The 19,325-nt window shown below is 60.4% G+C and carries 18 protein-coding genes, 1 other RNA gene and 1 pseudogene; 8 read left to right on the forward strand and 12 right to left on the reverse strand.

Annotated elements, in window-relative coordinates:
* The first annotated feature begins 227 nt into the window (after positions 1–227).
* Complete coding sequence (locus PMI36_RS02020) at positions 228–1,595, forward strand: CYTH domain-containing protein (protein WP_008076027.1); 1,368 nt, start codon at positions 228–230, stop codon at positions 1,593–1,595.
* Between the two features lie 126 nt (positions 1,596–1,721).
* On the opposite strand, the gene PMI36_RS02015 is transcribed toward PMI36_RS02020, so the two are convergent.
* Positions 1,722–2,195 carry an Lrp/AsnC family transcriptional regulator gene (locus PMI36_RS02015; RefSeq protein ID WP_008076029.1) on the reverse strand — a complete coding sequence of 158 codons (474 nt, stop codon included), beginning with the start codon at positions 2,193–2,195 and terminating at the stop codon, positions 1,722–1,724.
* 126 nt (positions 2,196–2,321) lie between these two features.
* Between PMI36_RS02015 and PMI36_RS02010 the strand changes: the two genes are divergently transcribed.
* The 3 genes from PMI36_RS02010 to PMI36_RS02000 all read left to right on the forward strand — a co-directional run bounded on the left by PMI36_RS02010 (position 2,322) and on the right by PMI36_RS02000 (position 5,032).
* Positions 2,322–2,660, forward strand: coding sequence for a hypothetical protein (locus PMI36_RS02010; RefSeq protein WP_008076031.1), 339 nt, complete (start codon positions 2,322–2,324; stop codon positions 2,658–2,660).
* 90 nt (positions 2,661–2,750) lie between these two features.
* Positions 2,751–4,535, forward strand: coding sequence for a GspE/PulE family protein (locus PMI36_RS02005; protein ID WP_008076033.1), 1,785 nt, complete (start codon positions 2,751–2,753; stop codon positions 4,533–4,535).
* A 176-nt stretch (positions 4,536–4,711) separates the two neighbouring features.
* A complete protein-coding gene (locus tag PMI36_RS02000) occupies positions 4,712–5,032 on the forward strand; it encodes a DUF2388 domain-containing protein (RefSeq protein WP_008076034.1) in 321 nt (106 codons plus the stop codon).
* A gap of 177 nt (positions 5,033–5,209) precedes the next feature.
* On the opposite strand, the gene gcvP is transcribed toward PMI36_RS02000, so the two are convergent.
* The 10 genes and pseudogenes from gcvP to PMI36_RS01955 form a co-directional block, all read right to left on the reverse strand.
* On the reverse strand, positions 5,210–8,083 hold the full coding sequence (gene gcvP, locus PMI36_RS01995) for an aminomethyl-transferring glycine dehydrogenase (RefSeq protein ID WP_008076037.1): 2,874 nt from the start codon (positions 8,081–8,083) through the stop codon (positions 5,210–5,212).
* Between the two features lie 269 nt (positions 8,084–8,352).
* A complete protein-coding gene (gcvH, locus tag PMI36_RS01990; protein WP_008076041.1) occupies positions 8,353–8,739 on the reverse strand; it encodes a glycine cleavage system protein GcvH in 387 nt (128 codons plus the stop codon).
* A gap of 51 nt (positions 8,740–8,790) precedes the next feature.
* Positions 8,791–9,873, reverse strand: coding sequence for a glycine cleavage system aminomethyltransferase GcvT (gene gcvT, locus PMI36_RS01985; RefSeq protein WP_008076043.1), 1,083 nt, complete (start codon positions 9,871–9,873; stop codon positions 8,791–8,793).
* Between the two features lie 156 nt (positions 9,874–10,029).
* Positions 10,030–11,646, reverse strand: a complete 1,617-nt coding sequence (locus tag PMI36_RS01980) for an ABC transporter permease (RefSeq protein ID WP_008076044.1) — start codon at positions 11,644–11,646, stop codon at positions 10,030–10,032.
* A 144-nt stretch (positions 11,647–11,790) separates the two neighbouring features.
* Entirely contained in the window at positions 11,791–12,795 is a 1,005-nt protein-coding gene (locus tag PMI36_RS01975) for an extracellular solute-binding protein (protein ID WP_008076045.1), read from the reverse strand.
* A gap of 224 nt (positions 12,796–13,019) precedes the next feature.
* Positions 13,020–14,237 carry a 2-octaprenyl-3-methyl-6-methoxy-1,4-benzoquinol hydroxylase gene (locus PMI36_RS01970; RefSeq protein ID WP_162830930.1) on the reverse strand — a complete coding sequence of 406 codons (1,218 nt, stop codon included), beginning with the start codon at positions 14,235–14,237 and terminating at the stop codon, positions 13,020–13,022.
* A gap of 9 nt (positions 14,238–14,246) precedes the next feature.
* Positions 14,247–14,342, reverse strand: a pseudogene (locus PMI36_RS32195) (tetrameric acyl-CoA thioesterase); the annotation flags it as partial.
* 22 nt (positions 14,343–14,364) lie between these two features.
* Entirely contained in the window at positions 14,365–15,552 is a 1,188-nt protein-coding gene (ubiH, locus tag PMI36_RS01965; protein WP_008076047.1) for a 2-octaprenyl-6-methoxyphenyl hydroxylase, read from the reverse strand.
* Positions 15,549–16,883: a Xaa-Pro aminopeptidase gene (gene pepP, locus PMI36_RS01960; RefSeq protein ID WP_008076048.1), complete on the reverse strand. Its 1,335-nt coding sequence runs from the start codon at positions 16,881–16,883 to the stop codon at positions 15,549–15,551. Before pepP ends, ubiH begins: the two co-directional genes overlap by 4 nt.
* A 27-nt stretch (positions 16,884–16,910) precedes the next feature.
* The gene (locus PMI36_RS01955) at positions 16,911–17,465 is read right to left on the reverse strand and encodes a YecA/YgfB family protein (protein WP_008012538.1); all 555 of its coding nucleotides are present in this window, start codon (positions 17,463–17,465) and stop codon (positions 16,911–16,913) included.
* Between the two features lie 126 nt (positions 17,466–17,591).
* On the opposite strand from PMI36_RS01955, the gene PMI36_RS01950 reads away from it, so the two are divergent.
* From PMI36_RS01950 to PMI36_RS01940, 4 genes are all read left to right on the forward strand, one after another.
* Positions 17,592–17,801, forward strand: coding sequence for a TIGR02449 family protein (locus tag PMI36_RS01950; protein ID WP_007982902.1), 210 nt, complete (start codon positions 17,592–17,594; stop codon positions 17,799–17,801).
* Positions 17,798–18,115, forward strand: coding sequence for a cell division protein ZapA (locus tag PMI36_RS01945; protein ID WP_008076050.1), 318 nt, complete (start codon positions 17,798–17,800; stop codon positions 18,113–18,115). The genes PMI36_RS01950 and PMI36_RS01945 overlap by 4 nt, the downstream gene beginning before the upstream one ends.
* Before the next feature lie 30 nt (positions 18,116–18,145).
* Positions 18,146–18,324: non-coding RNA, 6S RNA (gene ssrS / locus PMI36_RS31105), on the forward strand.
* A gap of 85 nt (positions 18,325–18,409) precedes the next feature.
* Positions 18,410–19,015, forward strand: a complete 606-nt coding sequence (locus tag PMI36_RS01940) for a 5-formyltetrahydrofolate cyclo-ligase (protein ID WP_008076052.1) — start codon at positions 18,410–18,412, stop codon at positions 19,013–19,015.
* Between the two features lie 34 nt (positions 19,016–19,049).
* Here PMI36_RS01940 and PMI36_RS31790 read toward each other — a convergent pair whose 3' ends face one another.
* The gene (locus PMI36_RS31790) at positions 19,050–19,199 is read right to left on the reverse strand and encodes a hypothetical protein (RefSeq protein ID WP_008076065.1); all 150 of its coding nucleotides are present in this window, start codon (positions 19,197–19,199) and stop codon (positions 19,050–19,052) included.
* Positions 19,200–19,325 lie beyond the last annotated feature (126 nt).

The raw sequence follows: 19,325 nt of genomic DNA on the forward strand, positions 1-19,325 counted from the left end.
TGGGGGACGAGCCGCGACGGCGGCCCACTTGGTGCAGGGCAAGGCGCGAGGAACGTGGTTTGGTTGTCCCAAATAAGTTCCGAGCAACGCAGCCCTGCGCCAAGTGGGGCCCGTCCCGGTCGTCACCAAGCGTCAACAGACCCTATCTCGAATGAGTCCTGTACACTGCACGACCTTGGCAGCCACACATTCCCCCGGCTGCGCTCCCGATCCTGGATTTTCCGGCCATGCAGAAAGAAACCGAAATCAAACTCCGCGTCAGCCGCGAAACCCTCGCTGCCCTGCGCGAGCACCCGTTACTGAAAAAACGCAACAAAAGTGGCTGGGAACGCCGTGAGTTGATGAATCAGTACTTCGACACGCCTGAGCGCGACCTGGCCCGCGCCAAGGTTGCCCTGCGCCTGCGCCGCGATGGCGAAGAAGTGATTCAGACCCTCAAGACCCGTGGCCAGAGCGTCGCCGGTCTGTCCGAACGTCACGAGTACGACTGGAATTTGCCCAAAGCCAAGCTCGACGTGAAGAAACTCGACGGTGAATGCTGGCCCGAAGAGCTGGCCGAGCTGGACAAGAAAACCCTGAAAGCCATCTTCACCACCGATTTCGTGCGCGAACGCGCGGAAATCGCTTGGGGCCGTGGCAAGACCAAAGTGGTCATCGAAGCCGCGCTGGACCTGGGCCACGTGGTGGTCGGCAAGCAGAAAGAAGAAATCTGCGAGCTGGAACTGGAGCTGCGCGAAGGCGAACCGGCTGCGCTGCTAGAGCTGGCCGCCGAACTGGCTACGACACTGGCGCTGATGCCGTGTGACATCAGCAAGGCCGAACGCGGTTATCGCCTGTTCGACGCCAACAGCTACTCGCTGAGCTTGCCGGCACCGCAGATCACCGCCGAAATGCCGCTGGACGATGCGTTCGCCGCCCTGAGCTGGCATTTGCTGAGCAGCAGCCAGCGTCTGGCCGAGCAGTATCGCTTCAATGGCCACTGGCGCCTGTTGCAGGACTGGGTCGAGAACCTCGCTGAAATGCGCGCGTTGATCAGCAGCCTCGGTCAGGCCGCACCGCGTCAGTCGACTCACGATCTGCGGGTCGCGCTGGATGCCCTGCTGGAAGACTGGCGCCCGCTGGTACAAGCCGGCCTGGACGACGAAGACGTGCGCAAAGCCGCACCAGAGCAGTTCCTCGAAGAGCTGGAAGACCCACGTTGGGGCCTGTTCTCACTGAACACTTCGCGCTGGCTGCTGGCCCGCACCTGGGCCGCCGATCGCAACGTCCGCGGCAATCGCCAGGGCGCTGCACAACTGGGCAGCTGGCTGCCGCGCATGCTGGGCGAAGAAGCCAACTCGCTGCAATTGCAGCGTTACCAGCAACAGCCGGAAGACTTGGCCGAGCAGCTGCCGCGTATCGAGCGCATCCAGGCCTGGCTGCACCATGCCCGCGGCGTACTGGAGATCCCGGAAATGGATCGCCTGTACGGTGAGCTGAACAAACTGACGCAACTGGCCAACGAACCGATCACTGATGAATCGCTGGATGCGCGCAAGCACCAGGCGATTGCGGTGTATCAGAATCGCGCCTGGAAGACTTTGCTGCGTCTGTAAAATCGCCTTCGCGAGCAAGCCCGCTCCCACATTTGATTTGCTGCGTACACAAAAAAAGTGTTCGGCGCAGAGCTAATGTGGGAGCGGGCTTGCTCGCGAAGAGGCCAGCACGGCCAATGCAAAACTTCACCCCCGCAACACCGGCAAACTCGTCGTGGACTTGATTTCGGACAACGCCACGATCGAGTTGACCTCCTGAATCCCCGGCACCATCGACAGCTTCTCGAAGAAGAAGCGCTCATAAGCCTCGATGTCCGCCGTGACGATCCGCAGCAAGAAATCCACCGACCCCATCAGCACATAACATTCCAGCACTTCGGGAAAACCGCGAATCGCCTCGGTGAACTCGGTGAAGTTCGAACGTCCGTGGGCGTTTAGTTTGATTTCGGCGAAGATCTGCGTGTTAAGGCCGATTTTCTTGCGGTCAAGCAACGTCACTTGAGCGCGAATGATCCCCTCCTCCTTCATCCGCTGAATCCGCCGCCAGCACGGCGACTGCGAGAGCCCCACCTGTTCGGCGATCTGCGCGCTGGAGAGCGAAGCGTCCTCTTGCAGCAACGCGAGAATCTTGCGGTCGTAGCCATCCAGCTCGCTGTGCATAGAAAAACCTATAGTGGGTACTAGATCGAATTGATCTATTCGATAAATGGTCAATAAACCCAATCATAGATAAGAAATGCCCGGCACCGAATGTAAAAATTCCTCCAGTGATTTTGGAGCCCGACCATGCCGCATTTAGAAGCCGTGAACACCCCGCCCGCCCGCGCCGATGTCTGGAACGTCAGCAACGCCCACTGCCGCGTTCACTATCAATTACTGGCCGAGGCCGAGCCGGATCTGCTGTGTCGGGCGCTCAATCTTTTCGCCTTGCAGTTTCTGACGCCGCAGCAGGTCAACGTGCAGCGCATGGACGATCTACTGACGGTCGATATCGTCATGGACGGCCTGAGCTGGCACCGTGCTCAAGTGATCGCGGAAAAATTACGTAACCTGATCAGCGTCTGCTCGGTGAACCTGCAAGTGGCTGATTCTGCGTGGGAAGAGCCGGCTCAGGCGGCAGGCTGAAAAGAAACGTCACGCCTTGGTCGGGTAGTGGCCCAACGGTCTACGGGTGCGCGACTATCCTTTGCGAACGGTTGTTCATAAGGAGCCCGCATGTCCGTTCAACTCGCCACTCAGGACCGCTGGCTGGACCTCAATGATTTGCTGCGTGAATTGGTCGCCCAAGGCTTTATCAGCCAGGATTCGGCCGAACACGCACTCAACGCCCGCCGCCGTCACGCCATAAATGGTCAGCAGCACCCGCTGGAGTTCATCGCCAGCCAACACCTGGACGACCTCAGCCGTCCCGGCAAACACCTCGATCTGGAAAGCCTGACGCTCTGGCTGTCTCAGCAGGCCGGTCAGCCTTACTTGCGCATCGACCCACTGAAAATCAACGTCGCGGCCATCACGCCGCTGATGTCCTATGCCTTCGCCCAACGCCACAAGATTCTGGCGGTATCCATCGACCGCGACGCCGTCACCGTGGCCAGCGCCCAGCCCTTCGTCAGCAGCTGGGAAGCCGACCTGACCCACGTGCTGAAGGTGCCGATCAAACGCGTAGTGGCCAACCCGGTGGACATCCAGCGCTTCAGCGTGGAGTTTTTCCGCCTGGCTAAATCGGTCACCGGCGCCACCAACGCTGATCAACAAATAAGCACCCTGGGCAACTTCGAACAGTTGCTCAACCTCGGCGCCAGCGACCAGGAGCCGGACGCCAACGATGCGCACATCGTCAACATCGTCGATTGGCTGTTCCAGTACGCGTTCCAGCAACGGGCCAGCGATATCCACATCGAACCCCGGCGCGAGCAAGGCACGGTGCGCTTTCGCATCGACGGCGTGCTGCACAACGTCTATCAATTCCCGCCGCAGGTGACCATGGCCATCGTCAGCCGCCTGAAAAGCCTGGGGCGGATGAACGTCGCGGAAAAGCGCAAACCCCAGGACGGCCGGGTCAAAACCAAAACCCCGGATGGCGGCGAAGTCGAGCTGCGGCTGTCGACATTGCCGACGGCGTTCGGCGAGAAGATGGTCATGCGGATCTTTGACCCGGAAGTGCTGCTCAAGGACTTCGATCAGCTGGGTTTTTCCGCCGATGACCTGCGTCGCTGGCAAGACATGACCCGCCAGCCCAATGGCATCATTCTGGTGACCGGGCCGACTGGCTCAGGCAAGACCACCACGCTGTACACCACCCTGAAGAAACTGGCGACGCCGGAGGTCAACCTCTGCACCATTGAAGACCCGATCGAAATGGTCGAGCCAGCGTTCAATCAGATGCAGGTCCAGCACAACATTGACCTGACCTTTGCCGCCGGCGTGCGCGCGCTGATGCGCCAAGACCCGGACATCATCATGATTGGCGAGATCCGCGACCTCGAAACCGCCGAGATGGCGATTCAGGCCGCACTCACTGGCCACTTGGTGCTGTCGACGTTGCACACCAACGACGCCCCGAGCGCCATCAGCCGCCTGCTGGAGCTCGGCGTGCCGCATTACCTGATCAAGGCCACGGTGCTCGGGGTCATGGCCCAGCGTCTGGTCCGGACCCTCTGCCCGCATTGCAAGGCGCCATTAACTTTGGGCGAGGACGACTGGCAAACCCTGACCCGGCCTTGGCAAGCGCCACTGCCAGGTAACGCACAACGCGCCATCGGTTGCCTGGAATGCCGCGAAACCGGCTATCGCGGCCGCGCCGGGGTGTACGAAATCATGCAACTGACGGACGGCATCAAAGCGCTGATCAACCCTGATACCGATTTGCTCGCGGTCCGGCGTCAGGCCTTCAAGGAAGGCATGCGCAGTTTGCGCTTGTCGGGGGCGCAGAAAGTGGCGGCGGGTTTGACCACGATCGAAGAGGTGTTGCGAGTGACGCCGCAGAGTGAGCAGAAATAGGCCTGATGTCGGTAGGAGCTGCCGCAGGCTGCGATCCTTTGATCTTGTTTTTAAAAGCAAAAATCAGAAGATCGCAGCCTGCGGCAGCTCCTACGGCGAGCCGACTAACGTCACGGAACTCGATTGGGTAATTGGCAATCAAAGGCCGCAGTTAATACCCAGTGGAGTCACCTTTTATGCGTCTCAAACTTGCTGTCGCTACCTTCGCCGTGTTGTCCCTTCAAGTCGGTTCGGCGATGGCTGATGACAGCTTTTTGCGTAACGTCCTTACGTCCGGTGCCACCACCGGCACCTCTTACCTGACCTCCAGGGATCACAAGCTGGTCGTCGCCGCCCAGGACGACGCCGGCAGCTTTGTCGCCAGTGACGGCGCCATTCGCGGCCCCTACCTGGAAGCTGCGATACAGAAAGTCCGCGCCGACAACCCTGGCCTGCAAGCCACGGACATGGAACTGGCGAATGCCATCCTGGCGAAGAATGCCATCGCCTCGAAGTAAGGTTCATCGCTGGTCAAAAATGCCGCTCTGGATGAGCGGCATTTTTTTGCCTGAAATGCGATCCATTGTGGGAGCGGGCTTGCTCGCGAAAGCGGTGTTTCAGCCAACATCAATGGTGAATGTTGAACCGCTTTCGCGAGCAAGCCCGCTCCCACAAGATCTTCATCTCTCGTGATTTCAACGATATTCGTCCACCGGCACACACGCGCAAAACAGGTTGCGGTCACCGTAGACATTGTCCACTCGATTCACCACCGGCCAGTACTTGTGGGCCTTGGTGTGTGCATCCGGCGTCACCGCCCGCTCGATGCTGTACGGCCGCTCCCAAACCCCGGTGATGTCGGCCAAGGTATGCGGTGAGCGTTTCAGCGGGTTGTCCTCTGCCGGCCAGTTGCCGTTCTGCACCTCGGTGATTTCCGCGCGGATACTCAGCATCGCGCCGATAAAACGGTCCAGCTCCGCCTTCGATTCACTCTCGGTCGGTTCGACCATCAACGTCCCCGGCACCGGGAATGACATGGTCGGCGCATGGAAGCCGTAGTCCATCAGGCGTTTGGCAACGTCCTCTTCACTGATTCCGGTCTGCGCCTTGAGCGGTCGCAAGTCGAGAATGCATTCGTGGGCCACTCGCTCGTTGCGCCCGGTGTAGAGCACTGGAAATGCGCCGGCCAAATGCTGCGCCAGGTAATTCGCGGCGAGAATCGCCACCTCGCTCGCATCCGCCAGTTGCGGCCCCATCATCGCGATGTACATCCAGCTGATAGGCAAAATGCTCGCGCTGCCCCAAGGTGCCGCGCTCACTGCGCCGTTCTCCGGCAGCGGGCCGTCGATTGGCACTACCGGGTGATTGGCAACGAACGGCGCCAGGTGCGCCCGAACGCCAATCGGGCCCATCCCCGGCCCGCCACCGCCGTGGGGAATGCAGAAGGTTTTGTGCAGGTTCATGTGCGACACGTCGGCACCGATGTCTGCCGGCCGTGCCAATCCAACCTGCGCATTAAGGTTGGCGCCATCCATGTACACCTGACCGCCATGGCTGTGGATAACTTCACAGATCTCGCTGATGCCTTCCTCGTAGACCCCATGGGTCGAAGGATAAGTCGCCATCAGGCAGGCGAGTTTATCCCCCGCCTCCGTGGCTTTTTCCTTCAGATCATCCAGATCGACATTACCTCCCTCGTCGCACTCGACGATCACCACCCGCATCCCGGCCATTTGCGCCGAGGCCGGGTTGGTGCCGTGGGCCGAGGACGGGATCAGGCAGATATCCCGCGCGCCCTGATGGCGGCTCTCGTGGTATTTGCGGATCGCCAACAATCCAGCGTATTCGCCTTGAGCGCCCGAATTGGGTTGCATGCAAATCGCATCGAAACCGGTGATCGCGCAGAGCCAACGCTCCAGTTCCGCGATCATCAAGGAGTAACCCACTACCTGCTCTTTCGGCACGAACGGATGCAGGTTGGCGAACTGTGGCCAGGTGATGGGGATCATCTCGCTGGTGGCATTGAGCTTCATGGTGCAGGAGCCCAGCGGGATCATCGATTGGTTGAGCGCCAGGTCTTTGTTTTCCAGCTGCTTGAGGTAACGCAGCATTTCGGTTTCGCTGTGATGAGCGTTGAACACCGGATGACGCAGATAAGGCGTACTGCGCTGCAACCCGGCAGGAATGCCGGACACCAGGGTTTCAGCGTCCAGTTCGTCGACGTTGAGCCCATGATCGGCCCCGAGAAACACATCGAACAGCTTCGCCACGGTGGTTTCGTCACAGGTTTCGTCAAGGCTCAGGCCCAACTGCCCACGGCCGAGAATGCGCAAATTGATCTGCGCCGCCTGAGCACTTTCGATGATCGCCGTCTGAGTGCCCCCCACCTCCAGGGTCAGGGTGTCGAAGAAATTCTGGTTGAGACGGGTGACCCCGTGACGCTCCAGGCCGGCGGCGAGGATGCAGGTCAGCCGATGGACGCGCTGGGCAATCCGTTTTAGCCCTTCCGGTCCATGGTAGACCGCGTAGCAACTGGCGATATTGGCCAGCAGCACCTGAGCGGTGCAGATGTTGGAGTTGGCCTTCTCCCGGCGGATATGTTGCTCGCGGGTTTGCAGGGCCATGCGCAGGGCGACGTTGCCGCGCGCATCTTTCGACACGCCGATGATCCGCCCGGGAATCGCCCGTTTGTACTCGTCGCGGCTGGCAAAAAACGCGGCGTGAGGGCCGCCGTAACCCATGGGCACGCCGAAGCGCTGGGACGAACCGAACACCACGTCAGCGCCCAGCTCCCCCGGCGGGGTCAGCAACAGCAGGCTTAGCAGATCGGTCGCCACACAGACCAAAGCTTGCTGGGCATGCAGATGATCGATCAATGGGCGCAGATCGCGCACTTCACCACGGGTGTCGGGATACTGCAGCAGCGCGCCGAACACCTGGTGCTGTTTCAAGTTATCCACAGCATCGATGATCAACTCGAAACCAAACCCTTCGGCCCGGGTCCGCACGACGGAAATGGTCTGCGGGTGGCAATTCTCATCGACGAAAAACAGGTTACTTCTGGATTTGGCCACGCGCTTGGCCAGCGCCATGGCCTCGGCTGCCGCCGTGGCTTCATCCAGCAGCGAGGCGTTGGCCAGTTCCAGGCCGGTCAGGTCGATGGTCAGTTGCTGGAAATTCAGCAACGCTTCGAGCCGGCCTTGAGCGATCTCCGGTTGATAGGGGGTATAGGCGGTGTACCAACCGGGATTTTCCAGCACGTTGCGCAGGATGACGGCCGGCGTGAGAGTGCCGTGGTATCCCATGCCGATCAGGCTGGTCCAGACCTGGTTCTGCTCGGCGTAACCCCGCAGCTTGGCCAGCGCGGCTTCTTCGTCGAGGGCCGGCGGCAAGTCCAGCGGCCGGTTGAGGCGGATTCCCGGCGGTACCGTCTGCTCGATCAGTTCGACCCGGCTGCCAAGACCGAGGCTGTCGAGCATCGCCTGCTGCTCGGCGGCATCGGGGCCCAGATGGCGGCGCAGGAAGGTATTGGGGTCGCGTAACTGGCTCAAGGACGGCAACTGGGACATGACGGGCTCTCTCTTGACTGGCGCTCGGCGTCGATGCAATGCGGTCAAACCAGCATAGCAGTCGCTGCCGACAGCGAGCCTGTGGGGAGCTTGACACTTACCCTGTGGGAGCGGGCTTGCTCGCGAAAGCGGTGGGTCAGTCGCCCTATACGCTGAATGATTAATAGCTTTCGCGAGCAAGCCCGCTCCCACATTTAGTCCTCAGCGCATCAAGATGGCAGATACAAAAAAGCCCCGGATAATCGGGGCTTTGAGGTAACGCTGAAGGCTTACTCGCCGATGACGTCCTTGTAGGCACCTGCATCGAGCAGCAGATTGTCCAGCTCGGAGGTATCGCTTGGCTCGAGCTTGAAGAACCAGCTGTCATAAGGCGCGCTGTTGACCAGTTCCGGGTTGTTGGCCAACTCTTCGTTGACAGCAATGACTGTGCCGGAAACTGGCGAGTAGATATCCGACGCAGCCTTGACCGACTCGACGACACCCGCAGCCTCACCGGCAGCGAACACTTTGCCGATTTCCGGCAGCTCAACGAACACTACGTCACCCAAGGCTTCCTGAGCGTGGTCTGAAATACCCACTTTCACGCCGCCATCATGGTCTAGACGGGCCCATTCGTGACTTTCGGCAAAACGCAGGTCGACAGGGATTTCGCTCATGTTCTGTGTCCTCAAGAAAAATGTCAGCGGTCATTGCCCGCCAAAAAAAAGTTAGATCAAGGTTTTGCCGTGGCGTACGAAGGTCGGTTTGACCACTCGAACCGGGTACCACTTGCCACGGATTTCCACTTCGGCGCGGTCGGCGGTGGCCACCGGTACGCGCGCCAGTGCAATCGACTTGCTAAGCGTAGGAGAGAAACTACCACTGGTGATCTCCCCTTCGCCAACATCGGCGATGCGAACCACCTGATGCGCGCGCAAAACCCCACGCTCTTCCAGGACCAGACCCACCAGTTTGTGCTGTACGCCATCGGCCTGTTCGGCTTCCAGGGCAGTGCGGCCAATGAACTGGCGCGTGGCCGGTTCCCAGGCAATGCTCCAGGCCATGTTGGAGGCCAAAGGCGAAACTTCTTGATGAATGTCCTGGCCGTAGAGGTTCATGCCGGCTTCGACACGCAAGGTATCGCGGGCACCGAGGCCGATCGGGGAAATACCCGCGCCCACCAGATCGTTGAAGAAGCCCGGTGCCTGATCGGCCGGCAACACGATTTCCAGACCATCCTCACCGGTGTAACCGGTGCGCGCGATGAACCAGTCACCGTCAGTCTGACCTTCGAAATATTTGAGCTGCTGAATCAGCGTGCCACGGGACTGAGTCACCAGTTCGGCAATCTTGTGCCGGGCGTGAGGTCCTTGAATGGCCAGCATCGCCAGCTCGGAGCGCTCGTTGAGCCGCACATCGAAGTCGCCGAGATGAGCTTGCATCCAGGCCAGGTCCTGATTACGAGTGGAGGCGTTCACCACCAGGCGATAACCTTCCTCGAGACGATAGACGATCATGTCGTCGACGATGCCGCCGTGCTCGTTGAGCATGGCGCTGTACAAGGCACGGCCGGGGCTGTGCAGACGCTCGACGTCATTGGCCAGTAAATACTGAAGCCAGGCCTTGGCCTGGGGGCCGTCAACATCGATCACGGTCATGTGGGATACATCGAAAACCCCGCAATCGCGGCGCACCTGATGGTGTTCCTCAACCTGCGAGCCGTAATGCAGAGGCATATCCCAACCGCCAAAATCGACCATCTTCGCGCCGAGGGCGAGATGAAGGTCGTACAGAGGCGTACGCTGTCCCATGGGTTTCTCCTTCCGGGCGTGGCGAAGGTGCGGGCAGGCGCTGCACGGGATGAAATGCCTTGAAATAAAAGGCTTTCAGCCGATTTCAGCAACCCGATCCGAGGACGGACCGCACCGAATGCCGCGCATTGTAGCCGCAAGGTGTAGGACTGACACCTACGCGTTTCGATGCGCCGAACGTCGGATCAATCCGATGACCGGTAACAACCCGACCAACACCAGGGTCAGTGCCGGCAACGAAGCCCTCGCCCACTCGCCTTCGCTGGTCATTTCAAAGATCCGCACCGCCAGCGTGTCCCAGCCAAACGGGCGCATCAGCAGGGTCGCGGGCATTTCCTTGAGCACATCGACGAACACCAGCAACGCCGCGCTCAACGTGCCCGGCAGCAGCAGCGGTAGATACACTTTGAAAAACAGTCGTGGCCCACTGACGCCAAGGCTACGTGCTGCTTCGGGCAAAGAGGGCCGTATTCGCGCCAGGCTGCTTTCCAGCGGTCCATAAGCCACCGCGATAAAACGCACCAGATAGGCCAGCAACAACGCCGACAGACTGCCCAGCAGTAACGGTTTGCCCGCGCCGCCAAGCCATCCCGACAGCGGGATCACCAGTTCGCGATCCAGGTAACTGAACGCCAGCATGATCGACACCGCCAGCACCGAGCCCGGCAAGGCGTAGCCAAGGTTGGCCAGACTGATGCCGGAACGGATCGCCCGGGTCGGCGCCAATCGACGGGCAAAGGCCAGCACCAGAGCGACACTGACGGTGATCAACGCCGCTATGCCGCCCAGGTACAAGGTATGGATGATCAATCCTGCATAACGCTCATCCAGATCGAAGCGCCCACGTTGCCAGAACCACACCATCAATTGCAGCACGGGAATGACGAAGGCGCAGGCAAATACCAGACCACACCAGCTCATGGCCGCCAGCGCCTTGACCCCACGCAGGTGATACAACGCCTTGACCCGCGGTCGTTCGTTGCTCGCCCGATTGGCCCCACGAGCACGACGCTCGCCATACAGCACGACCATCACCACCAACAGCAACAGGCTGGCCAGTTGCGCGGCCGTGGAAAGACTGAAAAAGCCGTACCAGGTTTTGTAGATAGCGGTGGTGAACGTATCGAAGTTGAACACCGACACGGCACCGAAATCCGCCAGGGTTTCCATCAGCGCCAACGCCACGCCCGCGCCAATGGCTGGACGTGCCATCGGCAACGCAACCCGCCAGAACGCCTGCCATGGGGATTGCCCAAGGACTCGCGCCGCTTCCATCAAGCCTTTGCCCTGAGCCAGGAATGCGCTACGCGCCAACAAGTAAACGTACGGATAGAAAACCAGCACCAGCACCAGAATCACACCGCCGGTGGAGCGCACTCGGGGCAGCCTCAGGCCGCTGCCGAACCATTCGCGCAGCAAGGTTTGCACGGGACCGGCAAAATCCAGCAGGCCAACGAAGACAAATGCCAGCACATAAGCAGGAATCGCAAAGGGCAACATCAGCGCCCAGTCCAGCCAACGCCTCCCGGGGAATTCGCAGAGGCTTGTGAGCCAGGCCAGGCTGACGCCCAGCAGCGTTACGCCGAAACCGACGCCGAGTACCAGCGTGAGGGTATTGCCCAGAAGTCGCGGCATCTGGGTGTCCCACAGGTGGGACCAGATCTGCTGATCGATGATTTGCCAGGAAAAAAGCAGAACGCTCAGGGGCAGCAAGACCAGCGCAGCAATGGCGAAGACCAGGGGATACCAGCGGCGTTGGGCGGGGTGGGCCAAGGAAGGTTGTCTCGCGAGGAAATCGTGAAGTGTAAGGAAAAAATGCAAAAAGATCGCAGCCTTCGGCAGCTCCTACATTGGGATGATGTACACCCGGTAGGAGCTGCCACAGGCTGCGATCTTTTGACCTTTAAAACAGCAGACTCAGTTCCAGCCAGCCCGATCCATCATCCGGATCGCTTCAGCCTGACGCTTGCCAGCGATTTCCACCGGCAAGGTGTCAGCCACAAACTTGCCCCAGCTCGCTACTTCAGCTGAAGGCTGAACGGCAGGGTTGGCCGGGAATTCCTGGTTCACGTCAGCGAAAATCTTCTGCGCTTCAGGCGTGGTCATCCACTCCACCAGCGCTTTGGCCGCTTCTGGGTGTGGCGCGTGTTTGGTCAGGCCAATGCCCGACAGGTTGACGTGCACGCCACGGTCGCCCTGATTCGGCCAGAACAGCTTCACCGGCAGGTCCGGCTTCTGTTTGTGCAGACGGCCGTAGTAGTAAGTGTTGACGATGCCGACGTCGCACTGGCCGGCGTTGATCGCCTCCAGCACGGCAATGTCGTCGGAGAACACGTCGGTGGACAGGTTATTGACCCAGCCCTTGAGGATTTTCTCGGTTTTCTCGGCGCCATGGACTTCGATCATCGTGGCGGTCAGGGACTGGTTGTAGACCTTCTTCGCCGTGCGCAGGCACAGGCGGCCTTCCCACTGCTTGTCGGCCAGCGCCTCGTAGGTGGTCAGCTCACCGGGTTTCACCCGGTCGGTGGAGTAGGCGATGGTCCGTGCCCGCAGGCTGAGGCCGGTCCAGGCATGGGAGGAAGCGCGGTATTGCAGCGGGATGTTGGCGTCGATCACCTTGGAAGTGAACGGCTGGAGGATGCCCATCTGCTCGGCCTGCCAGAGGTTGCCGGCATCGACGGTCAGCAGCAGATCGGCAGTGGCGTTTTCGCCCTCGGCCTTGATCCGCTGCATCAGCGGCGCTTCCTTGTCGGTGATGAATTTCACCTGCACGCCGGTTTTCTGGGTGTAGACATCGAAGACTGGCTTGATCAACTCATCGATACGCGAGGAGTAAACCACCACCTCGTCGGCGGCCTGGGCGGCGGTGCAGCCAATCAGGGTCAGGGCCAGTGCGGTCAGTAGACGCTTGGGTGCCAACATGGAAGCGGTCTCTCGAAATGGGGAAAGTAGGGCCAAATGATAAGGACTCACATTTCGCTTCTCAATCGAACAGTGAGTGGAGGAGTTACCGGATGTTGCACGGTTTTGGAAGGTGCGTTGAATGTGCCGCCGCCTTCGCGAGCAAGCCCGCTCCCACATTTGAAATGCATTCCAGTGTGGGAGCGGGCTTGCTCGCGAAGAGTCCATCAGCCCCAACGAAGATCTCAGGCCTTGGCAAGTGCCGGCAAATCCCCAATCAACCCAAGCGCTTCACGCACGAACAACGCCTTGGCCTCGGGCATCTGATCGACCATCTTCAACCCGGTATTACGCAACCAGCGTACCGGCAACGGATCGGCCTGGAACAACCGCTCGAACCCTTCCATTGCCGCCATCAACGCCAGGTTGTGGGGCATGCGCCGACGCTCGTAGCGACTGAGCACTTTCACGTCCGCCAACCGCTCGCCACGCGCGGCCGCTTGCAGCAGCACTTCGGCCAGCACCGCGGCATCGAGGAAACCGAGGTTCACGCCCTGCCCGGCCAGCGGATGAATGGTGTGGGCCGCGTCGCCGATCAACGCCAGTCCTTCAGCCACATACCGTTTGGCATGACGCTGACGCAGCGGCACACACAAACGCGGGTCGACGCTGAGCACCGTGCCAAGGCAGCCTTCAAAGGCCCGTTCCAGCTCCTTGCAGAAGCCTTCGTCATCCAGCGCCATCAGGCGTTCGGCTTCACTCGGCGTGGTCGACCAGACGATCGAGCACCAATCCTGTTGACCGTCCCGCTCCAGCGGCAGAAACGCCAGCGGACCGTTGTCAGTGAATCGTTGCCACGCAGTCATTCGATGGGGTTTTGAGCTGCGCACGCTGGTAACGATCGCGTGGTGCATGTAATCCCATTCGCGAGTCGCAACACCGGTCAGGCGCCGAACGGCCGAGTTGGCGCCATCCGCCGCGATCACCAAAGGTGCCCGCAAGGTGCGGCCATCGGCCAGGGTCAGCAACCAGTCGTCACCGGAGCGACGCATCTGCTCCAGACGCGCATTGGCCAGCATCCCGAGATCGCAGTCGTGCAGTCGGTCGAGCAAAGCGTCCTGAACCACGCGGTTCTCGACGATATGCCCGAGCACTTCGGCATGCACGCTGGTCGCCGAGAAATGGATCTGCCCAGTGCCGCTGCCATCCCAGACATGCATGTCCGTATAGGGGCTGCTGCGCCGGCTGACGATGCCATCCCAAACGCCCAGACGTTCGAGTATTCGCTGGCTGGCCGCCGACAAAGCGCTCACCCGCGGTTCGAACGGAGCCTGCCCATCGAAGGGTTTGACGCTCAGGGGACTACCGTCCAGCAGCAGGACTTCAAGCCCACTGTTTTGTAACGCCAGCGCCAGGGCGCTGCCGACCATTCCGGCCCCGACAATCAGCAGATCTGCGCGCATTTCCATGCTTTAAGCCTGTCTCGCTTGCGGCTTGAGCCGCTTATAAAGTTTTTTTCCGACGCGCGTCACCCAAGTGCTCGCGCCGTCGTGAATATCGACTTGCAGGTGCACCCTGCCCGGCTTTCGCTTAGTCATCGGGACGCGTACCCAGGCCCATGGCCTGCCGGGCGAACCAGCGTTTGGCCGGCGGCAGCAGATCTAGGCCAAGCAGCCCAATGTTGCGGCCCAGGGAAACCAGCGGCTGAGTGCTGCCGAATAACCGGGTGACCTGATCGGAGAAGCCCACGGTCAGTTTCTGATCCATGCGCTGACGCTCGCGATAGGCTTGCAAGGTGGCGAAATCACCGGGCGATGTCTCGCTACCCAACAAACTGTCGGCCAGCGCCTGGGCGTCACGCAACGACAGGTTGAACCCTTGCCCGGCAATCGGATGCAGGCTGTGGGCGGCGTTGCCTAGGATCGCCAGATGCGGGCGGACTTGTTCCTCGGCTTCGATCAGCGACAGCGGATACAAATGCCGTGCGCCGACCTGTTTCAGCGTGCCGAGACGATAACCGAAGATGCCCTGTAGCTCAGTGAGAAAGCTGCGGTCATCAAGGGCTGCCAGTCGTTGCGCGTCCATGCCCAGACGGGTCCAGACCAAAGCGCAGCGGTTTTCCGGAAGCGGCAGCAAGGCCATCGGGCCGTCGTCGGTGAAGCGTTCGAAGGCCATGCCGTTGTGCGCTTCGCTGGGGGTGATGTTGGCGATCAGCGCGCTCTGGTTATACGGGCGTTTCTTGATGCCGATTCCCAGTTGCTCACGCAAGCCGGAACGGCCGCCATCGGCGAGCACCGCGAGGTCGCATTCCACCAGAGTTTCATCATTGAGCGTCAGGCGATAGCCGTCGGTCAGCGGTTCCATGCCGGTGACCTCCGCCGGGCAACGCCAACTGATCACGTCCTTGTCCAGACTGTGCCAGAGGCATTGGCCGAGCCAGGCGTTTTCCACCACATAACCCAACGCCGGAACGCCCTCTTCCATCGCCGACAGCCGTGCGGTGGAGAAACGTCCACGGTCGGAGACATGAATCTGCTTGATCGGCTCGGCGCGGCGGGAGATTTCCTGCCACACGCCCAACCGTTGATAAATCTGCCGGGCACCAAAGGACAGCGCCGAAGAGCGGGCGTCATAACTCGGTTGATAGCTGTCGCCGGGGGCAAACGGTTCGATCAGCACGATCTTCCAGCCGCGGGCCTTGGCCCCGGCCTGCAACGCCAATGCCAGACTGGCGCCGACCAGGCCACCGCCGATGATTGCCAGATTGACTCGACTCATGCCGCTTGTGTCCGTGCTGCGGCCATCAATGCCTCGATGTCGGCGACCGTTTTCGGCACGCCGTTCGTCAGGATTTCACAACCGGTTTTAGTGACCACCACGTCGTCCTCGATGCGCACGCCAATGCCGCGCCATTTCTTCGCCACGTTCTGGTTGTCCGGCGCAATGTAAATGCCCGGCTCGACCGTCAGCGCCATGCCGACTTCCAGCACGCGCCATTCGCCGCCGACCTTGTACTCGCCAACGTCGTGCACATCCATGCCCAGCCAGTGGCCGGCGCGGTGCATGTAAAACGCTTTATAGGCTTCGCTGGCGATCAACTCGTCGACGTCGCCCTGCAACAGGCCCAACGTCACCAGACCGGCGGTAATCACCCGGACCGTGGCTTCGTGTGCCTGATTCCAGTGTTTGTTCGGTGCGATTTCAGCAAACGCGGCTTCCTGGGAAGCCAGCACCAACTCGTAAATCGCCTTCTGCTCCGGTGAATACTTGCCATTGACCGGCCAGGTGCGAGTGATGTCGCTGGCGTAGCAGTCAATCTCGCAACCGGCGTCGATCAGCACCAGATCGCCGTCCTTGAGCACCGCGTCATTCTGCTGGTAATGCAGGATGCAGCTGTTGCGCCCGGCGGCGACGATCGAACCGTAAGCCGGCATCTTCGCCCCGCCCTTGCGAAACTCGTAATCGAGCTCGGCTTCGAGGCTGAACTCATGCAAACCGGCACGGCTGGCCTGCATCGCACGAATATGGGCCTGGGCGGAAATCCGTGCGGCTTCGCGCATTACCTTCACTTCTGCCGCCGATTTATACAGGCGCATGTCGTGAAGCAGATGATCCAGGGCAACGTATTCGTTCGGCGGCTGGGCGCCGAGGTGCGCTTTAGAGCGGATCACGTTGATCCAGTCCATCAGGTGCCGATCGAATTCCGGATTGCTGCCCATGGCCGAGTACACCCGGTCACGGCCTTCGATCAGGCCCGGCAGGATGTCGTCGATGTCGGTGATGGGGAATGCGTCGTCGGCGCCGAAGTCGCGGATCGCGCCTTCCTGGCCGGCGCGCAGTCCGTCCCACAATTCCCGTTCGGCATTACGTTCCCGGCAAAACAGCACGTATTCGCCGTGCTCACGGCCGGGCATCAAGACGATGACGGCTTGAGGCTCGGGAAAACCGCTGAGGTACTGGAAATCGCTGTCCTGACGGTAGACGTGCTCGACGTCACGGTTGCGGATGGCCACCGCGGCGGCGGGCAGGATGGCGATGCTGTTGGGTTCCATCTGCGCCATCAGCGCCTTGCGGCGACGGCTGTATTCCGATTTCGGGATATGAATCATGGGCAGACGGCTTTCCCTGGCACGCGATTAATGCAACGACGGTTTGGCAGCCGCTTCGTCGGTTTTCTTGGTTTCGGTGAACAGCAGCAACGGAGCGACGCGCAGGTACTCCATCACTTCCATGTAGTCGCTTTCGCCGTCGTCGGACTCTTCCAGCGCGTCCTGTACCTGGGCAATGGCGGCAAGATCCTGCAGCACTTCGGTGGCTTCAGTGCTCAAGGCATATTCGCGGCGGGTCAGACCGAAGCCGGTAAGAAAGCCCTGGCACCACTGGCCCAGTGCAGCCGCGCGCTCGGTGAGCGGCGCGTCGTCGGTCGGCAGCAGCAGAACAACGGTCATGTCGTCGCTGGTAAGCTCGCCCTTGACCATCTCTTGCAGGCCGATCAAGGCGTTGCGAACGTTGTCTTGCGGCTCGCCTTCGAGCAGCTCGGCGGCGTCGGCCAACCAGCTGTCGGCTTCGAAGCCGGCACCGGCGCAACTGCGACCGAGCAACAGGCCGTGCAGTTCGGCAGGCGAGACGGGATGGCCGCTGGTGCTCAGCAGGGTGGCAAAGGCTTGGTACGGAGAATTCTGAATGGGCATGGGCAGCTAGGCGCCAGACGGCGCTATGTCTAGAATGAAGGCCTTGTATCCTACATCGACAGACTCGCCAAGACTATTAAAGGCTGTCCGCCAGCTATCACGCATCAGACACAACCAGTGGACAAAATGGAAGACACCGACCTGCAAGCGCTGATGGCCAGACTCGAGCTGCTAATTACTCGAGTCGAGCAACTAAAGAGTCAGAATGGACTCCTATTAGCTCAGGAAAAGACCTGGCGCGAGGAACGCGCGCACCTCATTGAAAAAAATGAAATCGCCCGGCGTAAGGTCGAATCGATGATTTCGCGCCTCAAGGCCCTGGAGCAAGACTCATGAGTTCAAGCAATAGCGTTACCGTGCAGATCCTCGACAAAGAATATTCGATCATTTGCCCCCAGGAAGAGCGCAGCAACCTGGTGAGCGCTGCCCGTTACCTGGACGGCAAGATGCGCGAAATCCGCAGCAGTGGCAAAGTCATCGGCGCCGACCGCATCGCCGTGATGGCCGCCCTGAACATCACGCACGATCTTCTGCACAAGGATGAACGCCCGGATGTGCAGGCCAGCGGCTCGACCCGTGAGCAGGTTCGCGACCTGCTGGACCGCGTCGATCTGGCGCTGTCGACCGATCCGGATGTCACCAAGGGCTGAAACGCGAAACCGCTTGGGGTATACTCGCATCACTCCCTGGGGTGCTTGCCAGTTGACGACGTCCCTGAGCCGATTCGCACTACCTTGGAGGTTGCACGTTGGGCTGGTGTGCATGTCCGCTAGACGGAAAGCCTTAAAGCCTACTGCATCTTCCACCTTGAACTTTCGGGTTCAAGGGCTAAGTCGACAGCGGTTCATCCGGGGAGCCTTATTTCAGTCCGATGCCGGTTTTCATACCGGCATCGGCTTTTTTACGGGTACGCTTCAGTACCCGCACTTCTGAAGCCCTGATCCATGACCGAACCTGCGCTGCTGCCCCGCCCGCAACTTCGACGCATGCTGCGCAAGGCCCGCCGCGCACTGACACCCAGTCAGCAGCGCGAGGCCGCTCGCGGGCTGTATAAGCAATTGATCCAGCACCCGCTGTTCCGCCGCGCAAAACACATCTCCCTGTACTTGCCCAACGACGGTGAAATCGATCCGCGCCTGCTGATGCGTGCCGCGCAACGTCGGGGCAAGGTGACGTATCTGCCGGTGCTCAGTGCCTGGCCGCGAACCAAAATGGTGTTCCAGCGGATACGCCCCGGCGAAAAGCTCAAACCCAACCGTTTTCGCATCCCCGAACCACGGCACAACATCGCCCGACAACGCAAGGTCTGGGCGCTGGATCTGGTGTTGTTGCCGCTGGTGGGGTTTGACGATGTCGGCGGACGCCTGGGAATGGGCGGTGGTTTCTACGATCGAAGCCTGGCGTACCTGGCGCGCCGCAAAAACTGGCGCAAGCCGACACTGCTGGGCCTGGCCCATGAATGTCAGAAGGTTCAACGATTGGCTCAGGCGAGCTGGGATGTACCGCTGCAGGGAACGGTCACGGACAAGGCATGGTATTTCGCGGACTAGACGCCACTGATTTCAGCGGCGTCGAAAGACAGGTTCAGCGCTTGAAGGCCGACGGCTGTTGCTGCGAGATCTCGACCGGAGCATCGGGCTTGGCGTTCCACAGGCTTTGGGCATAGCCGGTGGTCACGACACCCAGGCCGAACAAAATAACCAAAATCCATAGTAAATCCGGTTTGCGTTTCATCGATTGCCCCCCCAAAGGCACATCAACACGATGACAGCAGCGGTTTCCGTTGTAGGTGTAGGCCGTGCAGCAGCGTCAAGCTTAGAAGGCCGGCATTTTGCGACAACGTGAACCGACACGCAAACG

It is taken from the genome of Pseudomonas sp. GM79, from assembly GCF_000282495.1.
In the GTDB taxonomy this organism is placed as follows: domain Bacteria; phylum Pseudomonadota; class Gammaproteobacteria; order Pseudomonadales; family Pseudomonadaceae; genus Aquipseudomonas.